This window comes from Rhodanobacter sp. L36 (genome assembly GCF_009765755.1).
Taxonomy (GTDB): Bacteria; Pseudomonadota; Gammaproteobacteria; order Xanthomonadales; family Rhodanobacteraceae; genus Rhodanobacter.
Genome location: NZ_LMUV01000004.1, coordinates 54,605 through 79,066, shown reverse-complemented (window position 1 = coordinate 79,066; position 24,462 = coordinate 54,605). Strand labels below are relative to the sequence as shown.

Here is a 24,462-nt window from a genome sequence, read left to right as displayed (position 1 = left end):
CCGGACGCGTCGAACGGGCCTTCACCTTGCAATGCAACATGCCCGGATTGATCGGGAGCGTCAAGGCGATCCGCTTTCACATCTCGCTAGATAGACGGCTGATCCAGCGAGACCGCATGCAATGGTTCCAGTGCCTTCGGGAAGGCTGCCCACAGATCGGCCATGCGCACGCCGCTGACCGGATGGAAGAAATCCGGCGCGATATCGGCCATCGGCCGCAGCACGAAGGCGTGGCGAATCTCGTCGCGCGGAATCTGCAGATGGCCAGGGCCGTCGATGACGCGGTCGTCGTAAAACACGATATCGATGTCGAGCGTGCGATCGTGGAATCGCGGCACGTCGCGGCGACGGCCGTGCCGATCTTCCAGCGCATGCAGCCATTCGTTCAACGCTTCGGGCGACAGCTCGGTATCCAGCCCGACCGCCAGATTGATGAAATCCGCGCCATCGAAACCCACTGCCTTGCTCAGATACGCGGGCGACGCCGCGATGTCGCCGAAACGCGCGCGCAACTCGGTCAGCGCTGCAGAAAGATAACGCTGCGGTTGCATGTTCGAACCGAGACTCAGATAGACGCGCGCCATCAGCCGGGCCGTATGCCGCGCTCGATCTGCACGCCCACTGCTTTTGCGCCGCGCACGGCTCCGGGCTTGGAAAGTTTCAGGCGCACCCAGGCAACACCGAATTCCTCACGAATGATCGCGACACATCGTTCGGCCAGTGTCTCGACCAGACCGAAACTCGACGCTGCCACGTAGTCGACCAGACGCTTCGATACGTCCTTGTAGTTCAAGGTATCGGCGATATCGTCGGTCGCGGCGGGCTTTGCATTGTCGAACGCCATCTCGATGTCGAACGACAGCGTTTGCCGCACACGCCGCTCCCAGTCGTAGATGCCGATCACGGTATCGATGCGCAGGTCTTCGATGAAAACGATATCCATGGTGCCTTTCGCGAGGTGAGCAGACGTACAGGGTCGGCGAGCTGGTGAAAGGATGCAAGACGCCCGAACTTGATGAACGCGTGCACTTGACAGGCGCGCGCCACATAAATATATTTAACTAATACTTTAAATGATTAATTATTTATGGCCATCGACCGCATCTTCGAAGCGCTTGCATCCCGTCCACGCCGGGAAATTCTCGCGTATCTGTCGGCGCAGGAACTGACCGCCGGCGACATCGCCAGTCGTTTCTCGATGAGCGGGCCAGCCATTTCGCGCCACCTGTCCGTGCTGGAAGCGGCCGGATTAGTGAGCAGCGACCGCCGCGGCCAATTCATTTTCTATCAGCTCAACAAGGACAGCCTGGTCAACACGCTCAATGGTTTCGCGATGGAGATTTGCCCGGTCGCAGGCCCGCTCAAGCGTGAGGCGCGCAAGCTTTCGAACAGGAAAAAGCCCGCTTGAGTCACGTATTCCGAGCCAAGGAAATGCAGCCATGTCGACACCCGTTCGCAAAGTAGGCACCTTTCCTTCGGCCCGCGTTCCGTCGACATCGGGCGGCCTGCCAGTGGAGGTGTCGCTGATCGCGCAACTCGGCCACGGCGCCGGCGATCGCTTCTTTGCCGAGTCACTGGTACGTCAGCGCGGCCATGAATCGTTCGTCGATGAAATGGATGAGCCTTCCGCGCGGCTGGGCGGCGTGGATTTTCCCCGTGGCGACGCGAGTTCGCTGTATTCCTTTGCGGTCGGCGCGAAAGGCCATCCATTCCATCGCCATGCCGGACACCGCGTGTTCACCGCCATCGCAGGCAGCGCCGGAACGCAATTGCGATTCTCCAGCGCGACGCGCGAACAGATCGACGCAGATCCGCAAAACTTCATCCGTGCGCTTCACCAGATCAACATCCCGCCGGATTGCCTGTTCACGGTGCGCTTCGGCGGTGATACGTGGCATCAGTTTGCGTCACTGTCGAAAGGCGAAAGGCACCCGGCGTTCTTTGCGTTGTCGTGCCACACGAACGAACTCGGTGGCGACATGCCCGATGCGTTGCGTGAAAAAGTGCTGGCGAACGAAGCCAGCATTCCTGCACTCACGGAGCTGCTGCCGCCGCATGTTGAAGCATCGCTGCGCGCCGCACCGATCGATCTTCAGCGTGTGCCCACCGTCCAATTGTCGCTCGATGCGCCGCCGGGTAGCTGGCACGCCGGCTTCTGTCGTATCGTGCGTCGCACCGCGGGCGTGCTTCGCAGTGCGTGGTCCACAAGACACGCGCATGGGGGTTTCCATGCACGCCGCAGCGTTGTCGAACTCGACGGTGTCCCGACAGATTCTCTGCTCGCACGGCAACTGATCGACGCCGATCACGAAGACATGTTTCGTCTCGTGCTCACCGGCCAGAATGTTGGCGAAGGCAATGCAGCGACATTGCTGAGTCGACTGCTGGACGGCTTTCTCGAAAATCCACCAGCGAGTGTTTCGCGCATGATGATGTTGCGCAACATCATCGCGCGCCCGATCGGATTGCGCACCTCGCCGCTGGGTTGCCCCGTTTCATCATTGCTCTCTACTTGCACGGAGATGCTTTTCGAGCAGCGCCATCCGGTACTTGCCCAGTCGATCGATGCCGACGGACAACGCGCTCAAGTAATCCTCGGTGCAGACGACAGGCATCTGGTATTTCGCTCCTGCGTGGGGATACAGATTCTTGATCGATGGACCTTGGAGATCACGCTTGGCACGCGTGTTCGCTACAGCAATCTGTTTGGCCGGCTATACATGGCACTGATCGATCGCACGCACCGGGCCCATGTTTCGCCAACCATGTTGCGCATGGCCGCCGAGCACGCGTTTCAGCAGCCTGCCACAAGTCACGTCGCGCGATCTCCGCACTCGCTGTTTTCCATCCCCGTCGCCCATTGATGCGATCATGTGCGAATGACTTCCTTCGATACGTTGCCACTCAAGCCCGCCCTGCTCGCCAGCGTTGAAACCCTGGGCTACGCGACGATGACGCCGGTGCAGGCGCAGAGCTTGCCGCCGATGCTGGAAGGACGCGACGTGATCGCGCAGGCGCAGACCGGCAGCGGCAAGACGGCGGCCTTTGGTTTGAGCCTGCTGCAGTCGATCGATGTGGACACGATCCGGCTGCAGGCGCTGGTGCTGTGCCCGACACGCGAGCTGGCCGATCAGGTGAGCAAGGCGATCCGCAAGCTGGCCGCGAACATTCCCAACGTGAAGCTGCTGACGCTGTGCGGCGGCATGCCGCTGGGCCCGCAACTGGCATCGCTGACGCACGATCCGCATATCGTGGTGGGCACGCCCGGCCGCGTGCAGGAACACCTGAAGCGCGAGAGCCTGCACGGCGGCGGTATCAAGGTGCTGGTGCTGGACGAGGCGGATCGCATGCTGGACATGGGCTTCACCGAGGCGATCGACGACATCATCGGGCGCATTGCGAAACATCATCAGACGCTGTTGTTTTCGGCCACGTATCCGGACGAGATTCGTGCGGTGAGCAAGCGCGTGCAGCGCGATCCGGTCGAAGTGACGGTGGATGCACCGGCCGACGAAAAGCCGGCGATCGAGCAGCGCTTTCACGAAGTGGAACCTGCGCAAAAACCCGACGCGCTCGCGCAGCTGCTCGGCGGCGTGCACGCGACGGATACCGGCATGAATCAGACGCTGGTGTTCTGCAACATGCGTCGCGAAGTGGATGCCGTGGCGCAGGAGCTAGATCGTCGCGGCTTCTCCGCGCTCGCGCTGCATGGCGACATGGAACAGCGCGATCGCGATGAGGTGCTGGTGCGGTTCGCCAACCACAGTTGCGCGGTATTGGTGGCCACGGATGTTGCCGCGCGCGGACTGGATATCGCCGCTTTGCCGCTGGTGGTGAGCTACGACATCGCGCACGACCCGGAAACTCACACGCATCGCATCGGTCGCACCGGACGTGCCGGGCAATCGGGTCTGGCGATCACCTTGTGCACGCCGCGCGAACGACCGAAGGCCGCGAACATCGAGGAATTGAATGGCACGCCTTTGCGCTGGGTTCCGCTGAAAATTTCGCCTGCGCGCAGCAAAACCTTGCATCTGGCGCCAATGAAAACGCTGGTGATCGACGCCGGCCGGCAGGACAAGTTGCGACCCGGCGATATTCTCGGCGCACTCACTGGGGATGCCGGGCTGGCGGCAAAGGACATCGGCAAGATCGACGTGTTTGCCACCCGCGCCTATGTGGCGATCAGCCGCGCATTGGCAAACAAGGCGCTGGAACGACTGCGCGCCGGCAAGATCAAGGGTCGCAACTTCCGCGTGCGCCCGTTGGGCTAATCTTCGCCGACTGCCGACTTCCGCATACGGATTGATCCTGATGAACCGATGGCTTGCCAGCATTTTTTCTTTCGTCGCACTGGCGGTTGTCGCGCCACTGCACGCGGCGATTCCCGTCTATGGTTTCAAGGTGGTGCGTGCGTATCCGCACGACACGTCGGCATATACCGAAGGCCTGTTCTATCTCGGCGGATATTTCTACGAGAGCACCGGTGAGCAAGGTGAATCCACCGTGCGCAAGGTGGATCTGAAAAGCGGCGAAACCGTGAAGCGCTACAACGTGCCGTCGCAGTATTTCGGCGAAGGCATCATCGACTGGAAAGACAAGCTGGTACAGCTCACCTGGCAGACAGGTGTCGGTTTCGTCTACGACCTGGCGACGTTCAAGTTGCAACGCACGTTCGCTTATCCCGGCGAAGGCTGGGCACTGACGCGCGACGCGCATCACCTGTACATGAGCGATGGTTCGCCGGTGCTGCGCATCCTCGATCCGGAAACGCTCGCATCGACGGGCAGCATCATGGTCACCGCCGATGGCGCGCCGGTCGCCAGTCTCAACGAGCTGGAATGGGTGAAGGGCGAAATCTACGCGAACATCTGGCTGACCAATCGCATCGCGCGCATCGATCCGGCCAGTGGGCACGTCGTCGGATGGATCGATCTCAGCGGATTACTGGATGTGAATCAGTTGCCCGATCCCGGCAATGACGTACTCAACGGCATCGCGTACGACGCCAGCCACGATCGTTTGTTTGTGACCGGCAAGCGCTGGCCGAAACTGTTCGAGATCAAGCTGGTGAAGAAAACCGCGACGCCGTGATGCGTCGCGCGCCTTGAGCGAATCGTCACCGTCGGAAATGCGGACTCACTGCGCGTTGGCCATCCAGCGTGCCGCGCCAGCGCCGGCCATTCGTCCGCTGGCCAAGCAGGCGGTGAGCAGATAGCCGCCGGTTGGCGCTTCCCAATCGAGCATCTCGCCGGCGCAGAACACACCCGGCCGTGCGCGCAACATCAACGCGTCATCCAGCGCTTCGAGACGAACGCCGCCTGCCGTGCTGATGGCTTCGGCCATTGGCCGCGGCGATTGCAGCCGCAGCGGCAACGCCTTGAGTTGCGCCGCCAGGGCCAGCGGATCGGCCAGGGCTTTCTTGTCGGTCAGTTCGAACACCAGCGCGCATTTCGCGCTGTCCAGCCCCGCGCGGCGACGCAGCCAGTCGCCGATGCTGTGCTTGCCGCGCGCTGCGGCCAATCGTTCCGCCAACGTCGACACGCTGTATCCGGGCACGAGGTCGAGCTTGAGCGTGGCTTCTCCACGCTCGGCGATTTGTTCGCGCAACTCCGCGCCGATCGCATAAACGAGGCTGCCCTCGATGCCGTATTCGGTGAGCACGAATTCGCCCTGTCGTGCGTGCGCCATATCTTTTCGATCAATCCAGCTCGCAACCACCGGCTTGATGGGCGCGCCGCCGAAGCGGCTGGAAAGATGCTCGCTCCAGGCATGCTCGAAACCGCAATTGGCCGGTCGCAATGGCGCGATGTCGATACCGGATTTTTGCAGCGGCACAAGCCACGCACCGTCGGAACCCAGCTTTGGCCAGCTTGCGCCTCCACACGCCAGCACGACCGCTGATGCCGGCACCGCGCGCTCGCCGCCTGGCGTGGCGAAATGCAGCGCGTTGTTCGCCTGCCATCCAAGCCAGCGGTGATGCATATGAAATGTCACGCCGGATTCGCGAAGTCGATGCAGCCAGCGGCGCAATAGCGGCGCCGCCTTGAGATCGATTGGAAATACGCGGCCGGAACTGCCCGCAAACGTTTCGACACCCAGACCCCGCGCCCACTCGCGCAACGCGTCGGCGTCGAACGTTTCGAGCCAGCGTGCGATGTCGGTGCGACGTTCGCCATAGCGTTCGACGAAGCGTTCGGATGGCTCGGCGTGCGTGAGGTTGAGGCCGCCCTTGCCTGCGAGCAGAAATTTACGGCCCACTGATCCCATGGCGTCGTAAAGATCGACGGCCACGCCCGCCGCGCAAGCCGCTTCGGCTGCCATCAAACCAGCGGGGCCGCCGCCGATAATGGCCAATCTTCCAGAGTCCGTCTTCATCCGTGCATGGTCGCACGGGCGGCGTTCCGCAGCTTCTTCCGTTTCGACCATCCTCGCAAAAATCATGATGGCGACATTCATCCGGACGGCTAAACGGATAAACGCCCATAATCCGCGTTATTGCAAAAGAGTAAATCGGTGGATCCGCATTCCCATTCCAGCGCCTCTGTTGGCAAAGTCCGGTTTTTCTGAATTGAAATTGAATATATAAAATACTCGGCGGTGCATTTATATGAAAATTTCCCAATCCCGTCGCGAGGCGTGCGACTTGGCGTTTTCTGGATCGATCAAACAGCACGAAATTCGGAACCGGATAATGCGCTCAAGGCAGCGTCGCTTTCACTTTGACAGTGTTGATTCGCATGGATAATTTTTCACGAAAACGGTTACATCGTTTTCAGCGTCCAAAGCCGCGCAGCCCTTGTCCTGCCTCAAAAATGACCAGCAGAGCTCGGTGGCACGCGGCCACGCGACTTGTGTGACCCAAGTCACCGACTCTCTGAAAAAGTCCTATTGACGCTCCCCGGAGCGGGGGCCTACCGTCAACCAGTTCGTCGACTGGACACTTGACGGATGATCCCGTTATTCAATGACGCCAGAAAATCCTGTCCTGGCGTTATTCGGCTAGACCTGCGAGCGAACCTATAGGGAAATAAGCGGGGAGGAATGGATCGCAGGCTCACGGAATCGTGGAAAACAAAAAAGAACCAATGAGGCCGTGTCTGTCCACGGCATTTCATTCATAGGCTCATTCGACCCATCGGGTCGTACGGCCAACACACTTGGGAGTTCGTCAATGACAAACCGCAGTCGTGTTCGAAGCATCGCTTCGCCGGGTTATCGCAAGGCCTTGCTGCCAACCGCTCTTTCTCTCGCCATGATGTCGCTGACGGCGCACGCCGCCGACACCTGGGTAGCAACGCACACCGGCCCGGCCTTGCTGAAGACCAGCGCACCTGCTGTCGCGGCCACCGCCGGTTCCGGCCTCACGGGGTACAGCCTCGCGTTGAGCGGCAACCCCAGCTTGTCCGGCACCATGGTTTCTCCGCTGGAAGCGAGCCAGCCGTTGCATATCGCCGTCAGCCTGAAGCTGCACAACGCCGATCAGCTCGACCAGTTTCTGGCCCAGCTCAACCAACCAGGCAGCGCCAACTATCACAAGTTCCTGACGGCAGCGCAGTTCAAGGCGAAATACGCGCCGACGGACGCCGAAGTCCAGGCGGTGGTGGCGCATCTGCAGCAAAACGGCTTTACCAACATCGAAGTGGCCGGCAACAACCAGCTGGTGACTGCCGATGGTCATGCGTTGAATGTCACGAGCGCGTTCCAAACCAACATGAAGCGGTTCGATTTCAATGGCAAGCCGCGCTTCGCCAACGATTCGGCGGCTTCCGTACCGCAGGCGCTGGGCAACATCGTCAACGCAGTCGTGGGTCTGCAGAACATCGAAGTGAAGCACACGATGTTCCACAAGGCGACGCTGGTGACGCAGCCGCAAGCCGCGGTCGGTCACAGCCCGGCTGACTTCTCTACCATCTACGGCGGCAGCAGCATGCCGGCGGCAACCAACACCACGGTTGGCGTGATCACCTGGGGCAAGATGACCCAGACCATCACCGATCTCGGCACCTTCACCTCAAGCGCAGGCTTGGCCACGGTGAATGCCACGACAGTGAATGTCGGCAGCGGCACGTTCTGGAACGACGCCGACTCCAACGTCGAATGGTCGCTGGATTCGCAGTCGATCGTCGGCACCTCCGGCGGCGTGCAGAAGCTGATCTTCTACGCAGCCGTCAACGGCACCAATGACGCGTCGCTGACCGACGCCGGCATCAGCGCGGCTTACAACAAGGCCGTGACCGACAACGTCGCCAAGGTGGTGAACATCTCGCTCGGCGAAGACGAAACCGCAGCGAACAGCTCCGGCACGCTGGCCACGGACGACGCGATCTTCGCGCAAGCCGCCGCGCAGGGACAGACGTTCTCGGCATCGGCCGGCGACGAAGGCGTCTACGAGTCGTACGGCGGCGACATCCTCAAGCACGGCACCACTACGGTGTTGTCCGGTGTCAGCCTCACCAACTACACGGTGAGCGAACCGGCGGTATCGCCCAACGTGATCGCCGTGGGCGGTACCACGCTTTCCACCAGCGGCACCACGTGGTCCGGCGAGACGGTGTGGAACGAAGGCGTCGAGCAGGACCAGAACACCACCGCCGACGATCGGCTGTGGGCAACCGGCGGCGGCGTCAGCAAATTCGAGACCGCACCGGCATGGCAGAAGACCGCGCTGGGCAGCTCGGTCACCAAGCGTGAAATTCCCGACGTGGCATTCGATGCTGCGCAATCTACGGGTGCCTTGATCTACGCGAACGGCAGCCAGTATCAGGTTGGCGGCACCAGCCTGGCATCGCCGATCTTCGTTGGCGCGTGGGCGCGCATCCTCTCGGCCAACGGCAACAACCTGGGCTTCCCCGCGTCGAAGTTCTACGCCGCGTTCCCGAGCAATCCGTCGCTGCTGCATGACGTAACCTCGGGCAACAACGGCTATGGCGGCAATGGCTACAACGCCGCCGCAGGCTGGGACAACACCACCGGCTTCGGCAGCTTCGACATCGGCAAGGTGAGCACGTTTGCCGCCGCAAACTGGGGTGGCACCACGCCGCCGCCGACCAACAATCCGCCGGTCGCGAACTTCAGCGACACCATCAGCGGCTTGACGGTGAACTTCACCGACAGCTCCACCGATAGCGACGGCACCATCGCGTCGCGCTCGTGGAACTTCGGCGACGGCAGCACATCCACCACCGCCAGCCCGAGCCACACCTACACTGCCGCGGGTACGTACACCGTGTCGTTGACGGTCACGGACAACGGCGGCGCAACCAACACCAAGACCTCCTCGGTCACGGTGTCCAGTGGCGGTGGCGGCGGCACCGGCAACGTTCTGCAGAACGGCGTGGCCCTGACCGGACAGACCGCTGCCAAGAATGCGCAGCTTGCGTACACCGTGGTGATTCCGTCTGGCGCCACCAACCTGGTGATCGCCACATCCGGTGGCACCGGGGATGCGGATCTCTACACCAAGTTCGGTTCCGCACCGACCACTAGCAGCTACGACTGCCGTCCGTATGTCACCGGCAACAACGAAACCTGCACCGTGGCAGCACCGCAGGCCGGCACGTACTACGTCATGCTCAATGCCTATGCCGCGTTCTCGGGCCTGAGCATCAAGGCGACGTGGACAGCCGGTAGTGGCGGCGGCGGTGGCGGCACCGTTTTGCAGAACGGCGTGGCTGTCACAGGCCTGGCTGCGACCACCAACAACGCGGTGAACTACACGATGGTTGTTCCATCCGGCGCTTCCGCACTGAAGTTCGCGATCTCCGGTGGTACCGGCGACGCCGACCTCTATGTGAAACGCGGCTCGGCACCGACCACCAGCAGCTACGACTGCCGCCCGTACGTTTCGGGCAACACCGAAAGCTGCAGCATCTCGCCGTCAACTGCCGGTACCTACTACATCATGGTGCGTGCCTATAGCAGCTACACCGGCGTCACGTTGAAAGGCAGCTACACGCAGTAAGCAAGCTCGATAGAACCGACACGCAGCGATGCGTGTCGATAGCGAAACAGGAGGCCCGATCGGCAACGATCGGGTCTCTTCTTTTTTGGTCGACACGTGGCAACGATGTGTTCGATCGTGACTACGACGATCACCCGATCGCTTAAGCCATTCGTCGTTCGTCGCTGCGGGACTGGCGCAATCACTTGACCGCCTGCTAAAAAGCGATCGGGACACGCCATGGGGGAGTGTCCCGCCGCGGCGCATCGATGTGCCGCGCGTCACCGGATGACTTCCAAGGATTGCTCATGACCCGCAAATCACTCACCGTGGCGCTTGCGCTGCTGACGTTTGTTTTTGTCTCGACCCTGTCGCCGCGCGCTATCGCCGCCGATGATCCGTCGCCCAATCATGCCGTTTCGGCAAAGACAGAAAACTTTCTGAATTCGCTGCATCCGGTAACGGGCAGCGTTTCCATTCCGGCCGCCAAAGCCACCCTGCAACTTGCGCCAGGCTACAGTTTCCTGCCGGCAAAAGACGCGCAACGCGTACTCAGCGATTTGTGGAGCAACCCGCCCGACAACAGCGTGCTCGGCATGATTCTTCCGAGCACGGATCCGCACGTGCTGCTGGACGACAGCAACTGGGCCGTGGTCGTCACGTACACCGAGGAGGGTTATGTCTCCGACGCGGATGCGGCGAAAACCGACTACGCGGAGATGCTCAAGGACATGCAGAAAGGCACGTCGGAATCGAATCCCGAGCGCCTCAAGCAAGGCTATCCCGCGATCGAACTGGTCGGCTGGGCCGAGCCGCCGCATTACGACGCCGCCACGCACAAGCTTTACTGGGCGCGCAACCTGAGGTTCAAGAAAGCCGATGGCTCGGCGGACGGCCAATCGCTGAACTACGACATTCGCGTACTCGGCCGGCGCGGCTATCTCTCGCTCAATGCGGTGGCGCCGGTCGACGCGCTGGCCAAGGTCAGCGCCGACATGCCGCAGGTGTTGACGATGACCAGCTTCGATACCGGCGAGCGCTATGCCGATTACGACAGCAAGACCGACAAACTCGCCGCCTATGGCGTTGCCGCGCTGGTGGCTGGCGGCATCGCGGCAAAGGCCGGCCTGTTCGCCAAACTCGGACTGATGCTGCTGGCGCTGAAGAAGTTCGTCATCATCGGCATCGCGGCGGTGGCCGCTGCAGTGAAGAAATTCTTCAACCGTCGCAAAAGCTAGGTTGCGTCGTGGACGCTACCGTCTATGACAACGCGGAGACGATATGTCGCGCAAGTTGCAGATGGCATGTCCGCCAATACCGCGCAGATGTCGCTGATGAAGATTCGGAATCAGGAAACGTCGACGCCGAGTTCGCTGAGCCGGCGCAAGCCATCGGCGCTGGGAATCAGTACGCGATTGCGTGGCGATCGACGCAGCCAGCCTGCTTCGAACATCGCGCTGGTCAGCGTCACGCCGAGCGGGCCGCCCAGATGCATGCGGCGTTCGGTCCAGTCCAGACAGCTGCGACCATAGACGCGGGATACATCGACGAACTGCAGGCCATGCGATGCCAGCGCATCGACGCCAGTGATTTCCAGTTGCAATCCGCGCGTGCCGGTTCGCAACCAGTCGTTGCGCAACAACGCGGCGCAGAACGCGACGCCCAGCTCGCCGGCCAGGTGTCGATAGCAATAACGCGCCCTGCGTAATTGCGCGTTGCCTTTGGTTGGCAGTGCATGCGCGGGTATGCGCGCCAGCGAAAGCGATTCCAGCATCGACGCCACGCGATCGTCCGCGAGGCGGTAATAGCGATGGCGACCTTGCACATGCAAAGCGAGCAGACCGCCATCCAGCAGTCGACGCAGATGCGCGCTGGCCGTCGCCGGCGTGACGCCGGCAGCACGCGCGAGTTCGCCGGCGGGCCGCGATGTGCCGTCGGTCAATGCAAGCAGCATCGCCGCACGCGCGGGTTCTGCCAGCAGGCTTCCCAATTCGGCGAGTTGATAGCGATTGATGGCGCCTGCGTCGTGCATGCGTGCAGTTTATCCGTGCGAGCGCCGCGACGATTCGCGCGGCAGCGAAGCATCGTTGTCACGATGTCGAGACGGGATTGATTCGGGGGCGGTCTTCAGAGATGCCGCACGCGAGAGACGAAGGGCGTGCGCTTCGATGCTTGAGTGCCTGTAGCGGCGAGCGGGAGATGAAAAAGCAGATCGTCTCTTCCCGCCATCAATTTATAACGCACCGGGGGACTTGCGACAAGCACGGGGCGGCACCACAGAATCGCCGCCCGAAGCCGAACCCGGCGGTGATGGGAGTTGCGAATGCAGATGATCGACGTGATCGTGGTCGGCGGCGGGCCGACCGGTTTGATGCTGGCGAGCGAGTTGCGATTGCAGGGCGTGCAAGTGCTCGTGCTGGAGAAAGGCGCGGAGCCGAGCCTGATCGTGCGCTCGCTCGGCATGCATGTGCGCAGCATCGAAATCATGGATCAGCGCGGCTTGCTGGATCGATTCCTCGCGCTAGGAAAAAAGTATCCGCTGGGTGGTTTTGCCGGCATCTACAAGTCGCCGCCCGACGGGTTGGATACGGCGCATCCGTACGTTCTCGGCATTCCACAGAGCATCACCGACCGCCTGCTCGCCGAGCACGCGACCGAGGTCGGCGTCGAGATTCTTCGTGAATGCGAAGTGGTCGGGTTGAGTCAGGACGACGACAGCGTGACCGTTGTGCTGGCCGACGGCACGCGACTGCAATCGCGTTACGTTGTCGGTTGCGACGGTGGCCGCAGCATGGTGCGCAAACTTTCGGCCATCGGTTTCCCCGGTGAAAAAAGCACGGTCGACACGCTGCTGGGCGAGATGGTGTTGACCGCACCGCTGGAAACATTGACCGCCGTGATGACCGAAGTCCGCAAGACACAACTGCGCTTCGGCGTGATGCCGCTTGGCGATAACGTTTACCGCGTCGTCGTGCCCGCCGAAGGCGTGGCCGGCGATCGCAGAATTCCGCCGACACTTGAAGAATTCGCGCAGCAGTTGCGGATAACCGCTGGCAGCGATTTCGGCGCGCATTCGCCACGCTGGATGTCGCGTTTCGGCAATGCCACGCGACACGCCGAACGTTACCGCGTCGGCCACGTGTTGCTGGCCGGAGATGCAGCGCATGTCCATCCGCCGATTGGCGGACAAGGGCTCAACCTCGGCATCCAGGATGCTTTCAATCTCGGCTGGAAACTCGCCGCTGACATCGCCGGCCGGGCACCAGAAAATCTGCTGGACAGCTATCACGCCGAACGCCATCCGGTCGCCGCCGATGTACTGGACAACACTCGCGCGCAGATGCAGTTGATGTCCACCGAACCCGGTTCGCAGGCGGTGCGGCGGCTGATATCGCAATTGATGGATTTCGACGAGGTGAACCGATACCTGACCGAGAAAATCACGGCGATCAGCGTGCGTTACGACTTCGGCGAAGGCCATCGGCTGCTGGGCCGACGACTGCGCGACGTGCCGTTGAAACGTGGCCGCCTCTACGACCTCATGCATCGCGGCCGCGGGCTGCTGCTTGACCAGACCGGGCAACTCTCGGTCGCAGGTTGGGCAGATCGCATCGATCACGTCGTCGATGTCAGCGATGAACTCGATGTGCCTGCGGTGTTGTTGCGACCGGACGGACACGTCGCGTGGGTTGGCGATGATCAGGCGACACTGATCGACAACATGCGGCGATGGTTCGGAACTTCTCGAACGTGATCGTGATGCGCCTCAGGTACCGCGGGGTTTCGCGCGATGGGTCGGCGTGGCTGTCCACGGATCGTCCGGCCAGGGATGGCGCGGATAACGGCCTTTCAGTTCCTTTTTTACTTCGGGATAGGTGCGTTCCCAGAAACCTTTCAGGTCCTGCGTGACCTGGATCGGCCGGCCGGCCGGCGACAGCAGATGCAGGGTGACGGGAATGCGCCCGCCGCCCACGCGCGGCGTGTCGGCAAGGCCGAACAGCTCCTGCAGTTTCACTGCCAGCACGGGCGGCTCGCCCTGTGCGTAATCGATGCGCCGGCTCTGACCGCTGGGCACGATCAAATTCTCTGGCGCGTGCGTGTCGAGAGCGCGGCGCTGTTCGTAGGTGAAGGTCGCGGACAAGGCTTGCGACAACTCCTCCGCGCGCAAGGCGTCGAGTCCACGCTTGCCATCGAGGCATGGACCGAGCCATTCGTCGAGCGATGCCAGCAATGCATGATCGGACATGTCGGGCAGTTCAAGCTCGGGCATCCACGCGCGTACGGCAAGCATGCGCGCACGCAGACGGCCAGCGCCCGCACTCCATGGCAACACATCGAGGCCCTTGTTGCGCACGGCAGCGAGCAAGGCCTGACGTGCGTCTTCGGGTTTCAGCGGAACGCTTCGCCGATCGAGCACGATGGCGCCGAAGCGATGTTCCTCGAACGCCTCGACCGCCGATCGTTCGTCGTTCCAGCGCAGCACGCGCTCGCGCGTGAAGCGTTCGGAATGATCGCGTTCCAGCACGCGCAGATCGAGCGGCGCGGCGGCGAGAATCAGGCTGTCGCGTGCTTCGTGGCGAAGATCGAGCACCACCAGCCAGGGCTCGCCCAGCAACGCGGTATTCTCGTGCAATCGTGCGCCGCGTCCGTTGGCCAGCGTGTAACGCAGCGGATTCGCATCGTCGCGACGGGCAATGCGATCGGGGAACGCGTACAGCAACAAGTCGCCGACAGCATGACTGTCGGGAATGCCGCTGGCTGCCGTTCGGACGTCCAGACGTCTGCGCCAACCTTTGCTCGCCTGCTCGATCGCCGCCAGCGCGCCACGATCGACATCGGCGCCGCCGGCGGGATGACGACGATCCCGCCACGCATGCAGCGATGCAACGCGCACACGGAAATCGTCGCTGCGCGAAGCCATGCCGCGCATCGGCGAGCGTGCTTCCATCAGCGCCAGCAAATCGGCGATCAAGGCATGCAACGCGGGCGGCGCACGCAACGCGGCCACGGCGAGTCGCGGCGTGGCGCCGAGTATCAGCACATCGCGGCCGCATGTCGTCATGCGGCCATCGGCGTCGAGTGCGCCGAGTTGCGTGAGCAGATCACGTGCCTGCGCCAGTGCGCCGGCGGGCGGCGGATCGAGCCAGTGCAGATCGTCGTCGTGATTCGCCGAAATGCCCCATGCCGCCAATTCCAACGCGAGGCCGGACAATTCGGCCTGGCTGATTTCCGCTGTACGCGCCGGATCGAGCCGCTTGCTTTGCGGCCATAGGCGATACGCCGTACCCGCCGCCACGCGACCGGCACGACCGGCGCGCTGATCGGCCGACGCTTGCGAAATCGATACGGTTTCGAGTCGTGTGAATCCCGAACTGGGATCGAAACGCGGCTCGCGCGCGAGGCCGGCGTCGATCACCGCGCGGATGCCGGGCAGCGTGATGCTGGATTCGGCCACGTTCGTCGCCAGCACGATGCGGCGCGTGCCCGCTTCGGCCGGACTGAGTGCAGACTGCTGTTCGGCCAGCGACAGCTCGCCATGCAACGCGACGACTTCGATGTTGTCCGTCAGTGTCGATGCATCGACGAGCAGTGCCTGCGTGCGCGCGATCTCGCGCCGTCCCGGCAGAAAGACGAGCACGTCACCATCGGTTTCCTGCAACGCCTGTTTCGCAACGCGCACGAGATGATGCTCGACGGTTTCCTGCGTGCGCGCCGGTGGATGTTCGATGCGTACCGGAAAGCTGCGACCGGGGCTCGTGATGCGCGGCGCGTCGAGCCAGCGTGCAATGCGTTCGCCATCGAGCGTGGCCGACATCACCACCAGTCGAAGATCCGACCGCAGCGTCGACTGCACGTCGAGCGCGAGCACCGCGCCCAGATCGCCGGCGAGATGGCGTTCGTGGAATTCGTCGAACAGGATCGCGCCGATGCCTTCGAGCTCGGGATCGCGTTGGATCAGTCGCGTAAGGATGCCCTCGGTAACCACTTCGATGCGCGTGGCCGCGCTCACTTTCGACTCGAAGCGGATGCGATAGCCGATGGTGTCGCCAACCGCTTCACCGAGTTGCTGCGCCATGAACTGCGCTGCGGCGCGCGCGGCGATGCGGCGCGGTTCGAGCATCACGATTTTGCGGCCGCCCAGCCATTCGGCATCGAGCAGCGCGGGTGGCACCTGCGTGGTCTTGCCGGCGCCGGGCGGCGCTTCGAGCACCAGCCGCGGATGCGCTGCGAGCGACGCGCAGATCTGCGGCAACAGCGGAACGATCGGAAAGGCGGCGGAAACGACGGTCATCCGCTCGCATGATAGCGACTGCGCGAAGCAGCCAGCATACGATGGCGGGACGGCGCGACCGCGCGCGCCCCGGCATCGTTCAAGCGGCTAGTGCGGCGCGGACATCAGGCAGGCGTTTTCCTGCTTTCGTGCGCTGGTGACACCGCGAAGATCGTCGTTGTGCTTGCGCACTTCGCCGATCACCTGCCAGTTGCGTTCGCACAGGTTGCCGTGACGCGTGCCTTGCTTCCACGACTGCATCGCCATGTCTTCGGCGCTGGCGTAATCGTGTTGCTGCAGCGACGCTTCCGCATGTTGCTGCAACTGCTCGGCCCAGGGCGTGACGACGGTGCTGGACGAGGTCGGTAGCGGCGTGATCACCGCCGGCGCGGGCGGCTCGAAATTCGCGAGGCTCGTTGTCGTCGGCTTTTTGTCTGCGCGTAACGGCTCAAGCGATTCGAACTTGGTCTGGTAATCGTCGGTGATCTGCTTGGCGTCATCGCTGCTGCGGATGATGCGCGGCGTGATCAGCACGATCAGCTCGGTGCGACTGCGGTTGCGATCGGTGGTGCCGAAAAGCCGGCCCAGCACGGGAATGCGATTGAGCCCCGGGATGCCGGTGTCGTTGGTGTCTTCAGCCTGCTGGATCAAGCCTCCAAGCAACACGGTCTGCCCACTCTGCACCGCGACCTGGGTGCCCAGTTCACGCTGCGAGATGGTCGGGTTGCCATTGGTCGCACTGGTGCCGGCCTTGGAGACCTGGCTCACTTCCTGGCTGATGTTCATGTAGACCAGGCCACCTGGATTGATCCGCGGCTGCACGTTGAGGATCACGCCCGTGTTGAGATAACTGACCTGGTTGTAGCTGGCCGCGACGCCGATGCCGGTGTTGACGCTGGTCTGGTTGATCGGCACCTGATCGCCGACCTGGATGTGCCCGAGCTGGTTGTTTGCCACCACCATCGAAGGCGCCGAAAGCGTTTTCGTGTTGCCGCTGGTTTCCATGGCGCGCACGGCAACCTGCATGGTTTTGTTGAGGAACGAATAGAAAAACGGCTCGCCGCCATACGCCGCGCCGCCGGCGCCCAGCGCCGCCGAGCGATGACGGTACGGCTGGCCCGGCGTGACGACCGGATCGCCATTGGCGTCGGTGGTCGTGGTGCTGCCGGCCAGGCCTTCGAGATACCACTGCACGCCGAACGAAAATTCGCCGGTGAGGTTCACTTCGAGGATGCGTGTTTCGATCTGCACCTGCAGCGGCACGTTGTCGAGTTTGCGGATCGCGGCCTTGATTTCTTCCCACTGCGATGGACGCGCGCGCACCAGCAACTGGTTGCTGCCGTCGACCGAACTGATCCGCACGCTGCCATCGCTGGAGGTGTATTGCTGATCGCCCGAGCCGCTGCCGCTGCCACCATTCGCGCCGGCGCTTCCCGATGAGCCGCTGCTGCCGAATCCGCCGCTGCTGTCGTGGCCGTCCGAACCCATGCCGCCGCTGCTGCCGTTTCCAAAACCGGAGCTCGTGCCGCCGACGCCACCCGTGCTGCCCAAGCCGCCGATGCCACCGGTGCTGCCGCTGTTGGTACCGGTGAGGTTGCTCGATCCGGCCGAACCGCCGAAGTTGCCGAAGCTGCCGGCGGTGCTGCCCATGCTGGTGCCGTTGGCATTGTCGGCGTTGCCGAGCGTGCTGCCGTTCTGGCCGGGGCCGACCTTGCCGCCGTTGTCGCCACCGCTGCCGGAACCGTTGGTGTAGATCTGCGCGAGGTACTTCGCCAGATCCGATGCCTTGATATTGCGCACGTCATAGACGAACAGCTGCGGCTCGTTGCCGCCGCCGCTGTCGATGCGGCTGATCCATTCGCCGACTTCCTGCAGGTACGTCGGCTGCGTGCTGATCACCACCAGCGCATTGGTGCGCTCGATCGGAATGAAACGCAGCATGCCAGCCAGCGGCGTGTCGCCATGCGTGCCGAACATGCCGTCGAGCTTGGGCATCAGTTCGTCGACGTTGGCGTTCTGCAGATTGAACACGCCGACCGACATGCCGCGCAACCAGTCGCGATCGAAGGTGCGCACCATGCTCTGGTAATTGGCCAGCTCATCCGGCGTGCCGGACATCACCAGCAGATTGCGCGCCGGGTCCACCAGCAGCGTCGCGTCCGCTCGCGCGAACGGCTTCATAAGCTTCTGCATCTCGGTGGCGGAGATGAAGTGCAACGGAAACAGTCGCGCCTGCATGCCGCCCTGCGGCGAACCGGCACCGAGGCTCGGCACCATGTTGCCGGCGACTGCGTCCTTCTCCGGCATCACCACGTAACCGCCGTTGCGCTGAACCAGCGCGTTGTGCGTCCACGACAGCAGCGTCTCCAGAATCGGCAGCGCCTGGCTGACTTCCACCGCCTCGGAGGTGGAGAAGGAAATATTTCCCTGCACGCCCGGCACGATCGTGTAGTTCTGCTTGAGCAGGTCACCGAGGATGGTCTTGACCACCGCCTGCACCGGCTGGTTTTCAAAGTTGAAGGTGACGCCATCGGGACCGGCCACCACCGGTCGCGGCGTCTTCAGCAAGCTGGGCTGGATAAACTGCCCGGTGCCGCGACTGATCTCGGATTTCGGCGTGGTGTCGGTGTTGTTGTCGCCGTTGATGTCGTTGGTCAGCGGCAACGGTGCCGGCGCCGGATTCTGCGTGCCGGCCATCGCCTCGCGCTGCAGGGCACCGTCGTCGTGCGGTTTGGGCAGGCTGGCGCAACCGGCGGCGCACACGACGACGGCCAGCATGCCGGTGCGGAGAATTGATCGTGGGAGCTTGCGGAACATGGATCTACGTACTCCTTAGTGAGTCGTGGCGGCGTTGCCGGCCCGACGTCGTCTGATGTTTTCTCTGAGCCGTTCGATCACCGAACCGGGCGGCGCATCGGCATCGCCCGGGCGGCGGCGCGGGCCCTGCAAACCGGGTTGATCACCGTTGGCGCGACCGGCGCCGAAGCGCATCGAGGCATCGCCGGGAGCGATGCCTGCGCTGTCGTCCGCGCCGGCCTTGGGCATGTCGATCGGCGCGCCGGCCGGCAGTTTCAACTCGGTGCGTCCGCCGGCCGCGTCGAACAGCGCGGAGCGCGCACGCACCTCGACCAGTTTCACGCTGCCATCGGGCAACGACTCGCCTTCGCGCAGGCGCACCTGGCGATCGCCGTTCTTGTCGTGCAGCAGCGCCATGCGCAGGCGCGGCGTGAGCACAATGCCGGTGAGGTTGAGATCACCCAGATTGCTGCCGCCATCGATGGCGCGGGATACCGGCTTGCGATCGGGACTGAACAACGGTTTCTGCCAGACCAGGGCAAATTGATCCAGCGGCAGCGCGTGCGGCAGATTCACCGGATTGCCCGCTTCCGGCAATGGCGCTGCCGGTCGCGAATGACCCCAATGCACGCGTCGGCCCATGCCCGACAGCAAGGCCACGAACACCAGCCCGAACAGCACGACCGCAGTCGCGAGCACGGGTGTCAGGCGACGCTGGTCGGCAGCGTTCATGGCGCCGCTCCTGCCGGTGCTGCCGCAGGCGCGGAATGCGACGGACGCACGTAGCCGGACAAGGTGAACTGCACTTCCAGCGGCGGCGTTTGCCCGGGCTGCGCCGCCACCGGATTGCGATACATGCTGATGTCGTCGATGAAAAGATATGGCGTGCCCTGCTCCAGCGCATTCAGTACGGCGGACAACGGCTCGATGTCGCAGCTGAGGCTGATGCTCACCGCGGCCTTTCGGTACGGCTCCCCCGGCGTGGTCGGCGGATTCGGCATGGTGGTCTTCTGGCTGACCACGCAATTGCTGCCCTGCGTGTTGCTTCCCACCACGTCGACCACGCGCTGCATCAGATCCGCAGCAGCCGTGTTGGGATCGTCCGCGGCAAGGAATGCGCTGCTGGCCGCCTGGCCCGCACCGAGCGCGGCGATGCGCTGCTGCAGCGCGGGCTTTTCGGCGATCGCCGCGGCGAAACGGCTGTGTGTATCGCGCAGCTCGGACATATCCGCACGCATCTGCCGCAACGGCGCCACGAACCACCAGTGCAGCAGCACGAAATAGCCGAGCACCAGCACCAGCAGCAAGAGAAGGATGGCGGCGATGCGGCTTTCGCGCGGCTTGAGTCTCGACATCTTCATGGCGTGCCTCCGGCCTGCACATTGCGCGGTGGCTTCGCCGGCGTCGGCTCATGCAGTTGCGCGATCAGGTAGAAGCGCTCCTTGCCGGAGGTCGGATCGGGCTGGATGCTGCCCTGAAAACTCGCCTGTGTGATCAGCGTGGAATCCTTCAACGCATCGAGCAACTTTGCCGACTGCTGGCTCTGTCCCTGCATGCCGATCTGACCGGTCGCGTCGATGTTGAAACGCTCCAGCCACGTGCTGTCCGGCAGGCGCGCGGTAGCGTCCTGAAGCACGCTGAGCATGCTTACGGAATCCTTTTTGCGCTGCGCCAGGAATCCGGCGGCGCCGGCGTTGTCCTGCAGGCGCTGGCGCAGCGACGCGACCTGCTGCGCTTCATTGCGCATGCCGTCCACTTCGGACTGCATCTGGTCGAGCACCACTTGCCGGTTGTGCAGCCACTGGTTCAACGCCAGCACCAGCAACAGCACGGCGCAGCCGGCCAGGATGAGGTTCATGCGGCGGCGCGGACGCGCATGGCGCGGCGTCTGTTCGGGCGGCAGCAGGTTGACGCCGAGACGACCGTTGCCTTGTGCCAGATCCACCGCATCGATCGAAACACCCAGCGCGCGAACCTGCGACAGCAACGGATCAAGTGCGCCGCGCGTGATCACCACCAGTTCGGCGTGAACGCGCCCGTCGCCGACGGCTGTCGGCAACTCGCGCACCGCGTAATACACCTGCGCGAGAGTGAAAGGCGTCTGCCGATCCATCTCGAAACCGACAACCTGCTGCAGGTTGTCGCGTGTCGCCGCCGGCAATGCCAGCGTGCGGCGCAGCACCGCTTCGGGCGGCAGCAACAGCGACAATCGCAGATCTTCGCGATCCACTTTCTGCAGCACCGCGTGAAGTGCGGCCTGTCGCGCGCTTTCGTCGAATGCGGAAACGTCGTCGCCGTCGTTCCAGCGCGCGAGCACTTCGGGATGATTGGAACGACGCAGCGTCCACTGCACGCCGATGCGCTGCAGCAGATACCAGTCCGCACCGCCGGTGAACCAGCCGCGCCAGCGCACCGGCAGCAACTCGCGCAGTTCGCCGCCCCACCAGCCAAAGAACGCCGGCAATGGCGAAGCACGCCATCCGCGGCGCAGGCGATCCAGCAGCGGCCGCAGCGACTGCGTTGCCGTACTCATTCCGTATCTCCCTCCTGCCAGCGCAACACCGAATAGGGTTGCGCAGTGGCTTGCCCGACCTGAAGGCGAATCGTGGCCCGCAATACGGCACGCGTGCCGTCGGCGAGCGTCGCCTCCGACCGGATACTATGCGTTGTTCCGTTGTTGAGAACCAGACTCGCGTCGTTGGCATTCTTCAGCCGCGCGGCACGAATCGCGTCAAGTTGTTCCGGCGTCATGCCCGGGATCGCCGCCAGCGCCAGCGGCGGCGCCGTGTTCGGATCGGGGCTCGGATTGCCCGACCAGATGGTCACCACCGGCGCCACCGTGCGATACACCGCCGGCGGCATGCCGAGCACCATCTGCAACTCTTCCACGCTGGCGAACGGACCATGGCGCGGGCCGTAATCGCGCCCCGCCGCTGCGTAAGCCGCCTTCTGGCTGGCGGAATCCGCCACGACGCCGATCGCGTTGCGCCATTCCACCACGCGCGCGGCAAGCGGCTGTGCCTGATCGGCCGCCATGCCCGCGGCCTGGAACAACGCCTGCAGCACCTCGGGCGTGGCGGTGTTGATATCCACCTTGCCGCCTTCGCCGATCGCCGAAACCTTCACGGTCGCGCCATTGAACTGGAACGAATACGGACGGCCATCGCCGATCCAGCGCTGCTTCGACACCGGATCCTGCACGCCGTAGATGCCGCGGATGATGCCGGCCTCGGCCGCGTAATGCGCCTGCGCCTGGGTGAACTGGTAATGCGCCTGCAAGCCCTCGGTGCGCGCGAGCGCCGCGTAGCCGCCAAGCAGAATCGCCAGCAACGTGCACGCCCAAAGCACCAGCAGCAAAGCCATGCCGCGTTGACGACGGCCTTGCAGCGGCGCGCGCGGGATCACAGGCTTGCTCCGGACAGCGGCTTCGACATCTGGCCGTTCTGCGGGCTGGTACTGTTTAACGGATTGGAACGCAGCGGAATCTGCAGCTGCGGCCAGTCGTAGTTGCCATCGACCTTCAGATCGATGCTGACCAGTTGTGGCAGCAGGCGACCGTCCGCCCACGAGCCGGACCACGGCAACACGTTGCCTTGTGTGTCGACGCCGCTGTATTTGAAACCACCGCTGCGAATATGGTCGACCAGCACCTGCGGATCGCCGAGCGGACGCGGTGGCTGGCCGTCCGGCGGCAGCACGGCGAGGCTGAGTTCGAGTCGCGAACTGCCGTGGCCGTCATCGATCAGCTGCAACTGCTGCAATTGCGGGCCAAGCTTGCCGAGGTATCCCGGCAACGGTGCCACGTAAAGCATCTGGCGCGGGCCACCGGCGAAATAGAGATCCTCGCCACGCTCGTTGTGGCTGATCGGCTGGATCAGGCTCTGTGCCAGTTCGCGTCGCAAAAAATCCTGCGCGGAACGGAGCTGGTCGATTCGCTCCACCGCGGCCGTGCCCGAACGCACGCTGTGGCTGGCGGTCTGGATGCCTGAATACACGCCGAGCATCAGCAGCGCCATCAGCACCAGCGAGGCGAGCACTTCGATCAGTGTGAAACCGCCTGCGTATTTCATGGGTTCGCCTGCATGGCCGACAGGCGCAAGGTACGGAAATGCGCAGACTGCGGATGCGATGGCGGGCCCCACAGCACATCGAGATCGAGTTGATAAAGATGCATCGGCGCATCCGCGGTCACGGAACCAGCGCCCTGCCACGGCGTCACGTCCAGTTGCCAGCGATACCTCGCATTGAATTGCCCCGAACTGCTGCCCGGCTTCAGCGCCCGCCCGACGAAAACACTGTCCAGCTTGCTGCGCGCCCACATGGCGGCTTCGCTGTGCGTCGAGGCGTTCTGCGTCAGCCCGGTCGATGCACCGGCAACTTTCATCAACACGGTGAATGCGATCGCCAGAAGCATGATCGCGGCGATCATCTCGATCAAAGTGAAGCCGGTCTGGCGGGATGGTGGATTCACGGCTTTCATCGCGCTGCCACCATGTCGACCACGCGCACTTCGCCGGTGAGCCACGACACGTTGACGTGCCACTGGCGTTTGCCGTTCTGCAGGGTGATGCGACCGCCGGTGGAACTGCCGTCGGGGAAAAAGCGAATGCGTCCGGTGTGATCGTTCGGCTGATCTTCCTTCGCGCTGGTGATGCTCAGGCGCAATCCGCGCGGCAGCGCGACGTCGTGCTTCTTGATGTCGCGATACGTATTGGCACGCGTATCGACGTCAAAGTTCTGTTCCTTGCCGCGCACGATCGCCTGTGCGCGCGTCGCGCGCAGCGCGCCGGCCAGTTCGCTGCTGGCTGCACGCACGCGCGCACCGGCCAGACCCTGCGTGATCGAGATCGACACCGCCGCCGCCGCAATGCCGATCAGCAAAATCACCGCCAGCATTTCGATCAGCGTGAAGCCGCGCGCCGCGCGGCGACCCGCGATCGGACGAGGCGATGACTTGGCGCGGGTCGGGCGGACGAACATGGGCTTCGACTACTCCCAGTTGCCCACGTCCTTGCTGTTGCCATCGCCGCCGGGCTTGCCATCCTGGCCGTAGAAGATCAGGTCGTAGCTGCCGTGATCACCTGGCGACTTGTAGCCAAACTCGTGGCCCCACGGATCCTTCAGATCCGAAGGCTTGGTGTAGGGACCCTGCCAGTTCGTTGCATTCGCCGGCTTCACGGCGAGATCCTGCAGTTGCTGCGGCGGTGTGCCGTTGTCGAGCGCGTAGTTCTCGATCTTCTGGCCGAGCGTGGTCAGCTGCGCCTTGCCGGCGCCGTACTTGCCCTTGTCGAGCTTGCCGATCACCGAAGGCACGACCACCGCGGCGATCACGCCGATCAGCGCGATCACGGCCAGCATTTCGAGAAGGGTGAAACCGCCTGCGCGGCGCATGGATCGTGATGGCTGCTTGTACATGGAAACCTCGAAAGAACGAATGGAAATATCTTCGCGT

21 protein-coding genes are annotated in these 24,462 nt (G+C 63.3%); 7 read left to right on the top strand and 14 right to left on the bottom strand.

Annotated elements, in window-relative coordinates:
- Window positions 1–86: 86 nt before the first annotated feature.
- Together folK and folB are read right to left on the bottom strand one after the other, a co-directional pair.
- Window positions 87–584 (bottom strand): 2-amino-4-hydroxy-6-hydroxymethyldihydropteridine diphosphokinase, encoded by a 498-nt coding sequence (folK, locus tag GSQ73_RS07475; RefSeq protein WP_158882627.1) that lies wholly within the window; start codon window positions 582–584, stop codon window positions 87–89.
- Window positions 584–943, bottom strand: coding sequence for a dihydroneopterin aldolase (gene folB / locus GSQ73_RS07470; protein ID WP_158882625.1), 360 nt, complete (start codon window positions 941–943; stop codon window positions 584–586). The genes folK and folB overlap by 1 nt, the downstream gene beginning before the upstream one ends.
- A 144-nt stretch (window positions 944–1,087) precedes the next feature.
- Between folB and GSQ73_RS07465 the strand changes: the two genes are divergently transcribed.
- From GSQ73_RS07465 to GSQ73_RS07450, 4 genes are read left to right on the top strand one after another with little or no spacing between them, the layout of a single operon-like run.
- Window positions 1,088–1,408, top strand: a complete 321-nt coding sequence (locus GSQ73_RS07465; protein ID WP_158882623.1) for a metalloregulator ArsR/SmtB family transcription factor — start codon at window positions 1,088–1,090, stop codon at window positions 1,406–1,408.
- Window positions 1,409–1,439: 31 nt separating this feature from the next.
- Entirely contained in the window at window positions 1,440–2,864 is a 1,425-nt protein-coding gene (locus GSQ73_RS07460) for a DUF2867 domain-containing protein (RefSeq protein ID WP_158882621.1), read from the top strand.
- Between the two features lie 15 nt (window positions 2,865–2,879).
- Window positions 2,880–4,274: an ATP-dependent RNA helicase DbpA gene (gene dbpA, locus GSQ73_RS07455; protein ID WP_158882619.1), complete on the top strand. Its 1,395-nt coding sequence runs from the start codon at window positions 2,880–2,882 to the stop codon at window positions 4,272–4,274.
- A gap of 40 nt (window positions 4,275–4,314) precedes the next feature.
- Entirely contained in the window at window positions 4,315–5,094 is a 780-nt protein-coding gene (locus GSQ73_RS07450; protein WP_158882617.1) for a glutaminyl-peptide cyclotransferase, read from the top strand.
- Window positions 5,095–5,139: 45 nt separating this feature from the next.
- Here GSQ73_RS07450 and GSQ73_RS07445 read toward each other — a convergent pair whose 3' ends face one another.
- Window positions 5,140–6,378, bottom strand: coding sequence for a TIGR03862 family flavoprotein (locus tag GSQ73_RS07445; RefSeq protein ID WP_158882615.1), 1,239 nt, complete (start codon window positions 6,376–6,378; stop codon window positions 5,140–5,142).
- Window positions 6,379–7,174: 796 nt separating this feature from the next.
- Here GSQ73_RS07445 and GSQ73_RS18130 point away from each other — a divergent pair.
- Complete coding sequence (locus GSQ73_RS18130; protein WP_174236075.1) at window positions 7,175–9,964, top strand: pre-peptidase C-terminal domain-containing protein; 2,790 nt, start codon at window positions 7,175–7,177, stop codon at window positions 9,962–9,964.
- A 287-nt stretch (window positions 9,965–10,251) separates the two neighbouring features.
- Window positions 10,252–11,181, top strand: a complete 930-nt coding sequence (locus GSQ73_RS07435) for a DUF2167 domain-containing protein (RefSeq protein WP_158882613.1) — start codon at window positions 10,252–10,254, stop codon at window positions 11,179–11,181.
- 110 nt (window positions 11,182–11,291) lie between these two features.
- Here GSQ73_RS07435 and GSQ73_RS07430 read toward each other — a convergent pair whose 3' ends face one another.
- Window positions 11,292–11,975, bottom strand: coding sequence for a helix-turn-helix transcriptional regulator (locus tag GSQ73_RS07430; RefSeq protein WP_158882611.1), 684 nt, complete (start codon window positions 11,973–11,975; stop codon window positions 11,292–11,294).
- Between the two features lie 291 nt (window positions 11,976–12,266).
- Here GSQ73_RS07430 and rox point away from each other — a divergent pair, with 291 nt between their 5' ends.
- A complete protein-coding gene (gene rox, locus GSQ73_RS07425) occupies window positions 12,267–13,697 on the top strand; it encodes a rifampin monooxygenase (protein ID WP_216844743.1) in 1,431 nt (476 codons plus the stop codon).
- A gap of 12 nt (window positions 13,698–13,709) precedes the next feature.
- On the opposite strand, the gene hrpB is transcribed toward rox, so the two are convergent.
- From hrpB to gspG, 10 genes are all read right to left on the bottom strand, one after another.
- Window positions 13,710–16,235, bottom strand: coding sequence for an ATP-dependent helicase HrpB (gene hrpB / locus GSQ73_RS07420; RefSeq protein WP_158882609.1), 2,526 nt, complete (start codon window positions 16,233–16,235; stop codon window positions 13,710–13,712).
- Window positions 16,236–16,322: 87 nt separating this feature from the next.
- Window positions 16,323–19,031 (bottom strand): type II secretion system secretin GspD, encoded by a 2,709-nt coding sequence (gene gspD, locus GSQ73_RS07415; RefSeq protein ID WP_158882607.1) that lies wholly within the window; start codon window positions 19,029–19,031, stop codon window positions 16,323–16,325.
- Window positions 19,032–19,046: 15 nt separating this feature from the next.
- A complete protein-coding gene (locus tag GSQ73_RS07410) occupies window positions 19,047–19,742 on the bottom strand; it encodes a general secretion pathway protein GspN (RefSeq protein ID WP_158882605.1) in 696 nt (231 codons plus the stop codon).
- Window positions 19,739–20,371 carry a type II secretion system protein GspM gene (gspM, locus tag GSQ73_RS07405; protein ID WP_158882603.1) on the bottom strand — a complete coding sequence of 211 codons (633 nt, stop codon included), beginning with the start codon at window positions 20,369–20,371 and terminating at the stop codon, window positions 19,739–19,741. Before gspM ends, GSQ73_RS07410 begins: the two co-directional genes overlap by 4 nt.
- Window positions 20,368–21,543 carry a PilN domain-containing protein gene (locus GSQ73_RS07400; protein WP_158882601.1) on the bottom strand — a complete coding sequence of 392 codons (1,176 nt, stop codon included), beginning with the start codon at window positions 21,541–21,543 and terminating at the stop codon, window positions 20,368–20,370. Before GSQ73_RS07400 ends, gspM begins: the two co-directional genes overlap by 4 nt.
- On the bottom strand, window positions 21,540–22,415 hold the full coding sequence (locus GSQ73_RS07395) for a type II secretion system protein GspK (protein ID WP_343160837.1): 876 nt from the start codon (window positions 22,413–22,415) through the stop codon (window positions 21,540–21,542). Before GSQ73_RS07395 ends, GSQ73_RS07400 begins: the two co-directional genes overlap by 4 nt.
- Window positions 22,412–23,080: a prepilin-type N-terminal cleavage/methylation domain-containing protein gene (locus GSQ73_RS07390; RefSeq protein ID WP_158882599.1), complete on the bottom strand. Its 669-nt coding sequence runs from the start codon at window positions 23,078–23,080 to the stop codon at window positions 22,412–22,414. Before GSQ73_RS07390 ends, GSQ73_RS07395 begins: the two co-directional genes overlap by 4 nt.
- Entirely contained in the window at window positions 23,077–23,481 is a 405-nt protein-coding gene (locus GSQ73_RS07385; protein ID WP_254063319.1) for a type II secretion system protein, read from the bottom strand. Before GSQ73_RS07385 ends, GSQ73_RS07390 begins: the two co-directional genes overlap by 4 nt.
- Window positions 23,482–23,486: 5 nt before the next feature.
- Window positions 23,487–23,990 carry a GspH/FimT family pseudopilin gene (locus tag GSQ73_RS07380; protein ID WP_158882595.1) on the bottom strand — a complete coding sequence of 168 codons (504 nt, stop codon included), beginning with the start codon at window positions 23,988–23,990 and terminating at the stop codon, window positions 23,487–23,489.
- 9 nt (window positions 23,991–23,999) lie between these two features.
- Window positions 24,000–24,425, bottom strand: coding sequence for a type II secretion system major pseudopilin GspG (gene gspG, locus GSQ73_RS07375; protein WP_158882593.1), 426 nt, complete (start codon window positions 24,423–24,425; stop codon window positions 24,000–24,002).
- Window positions 24,426–24,462 lie beyond the last annotated feature (37 nt).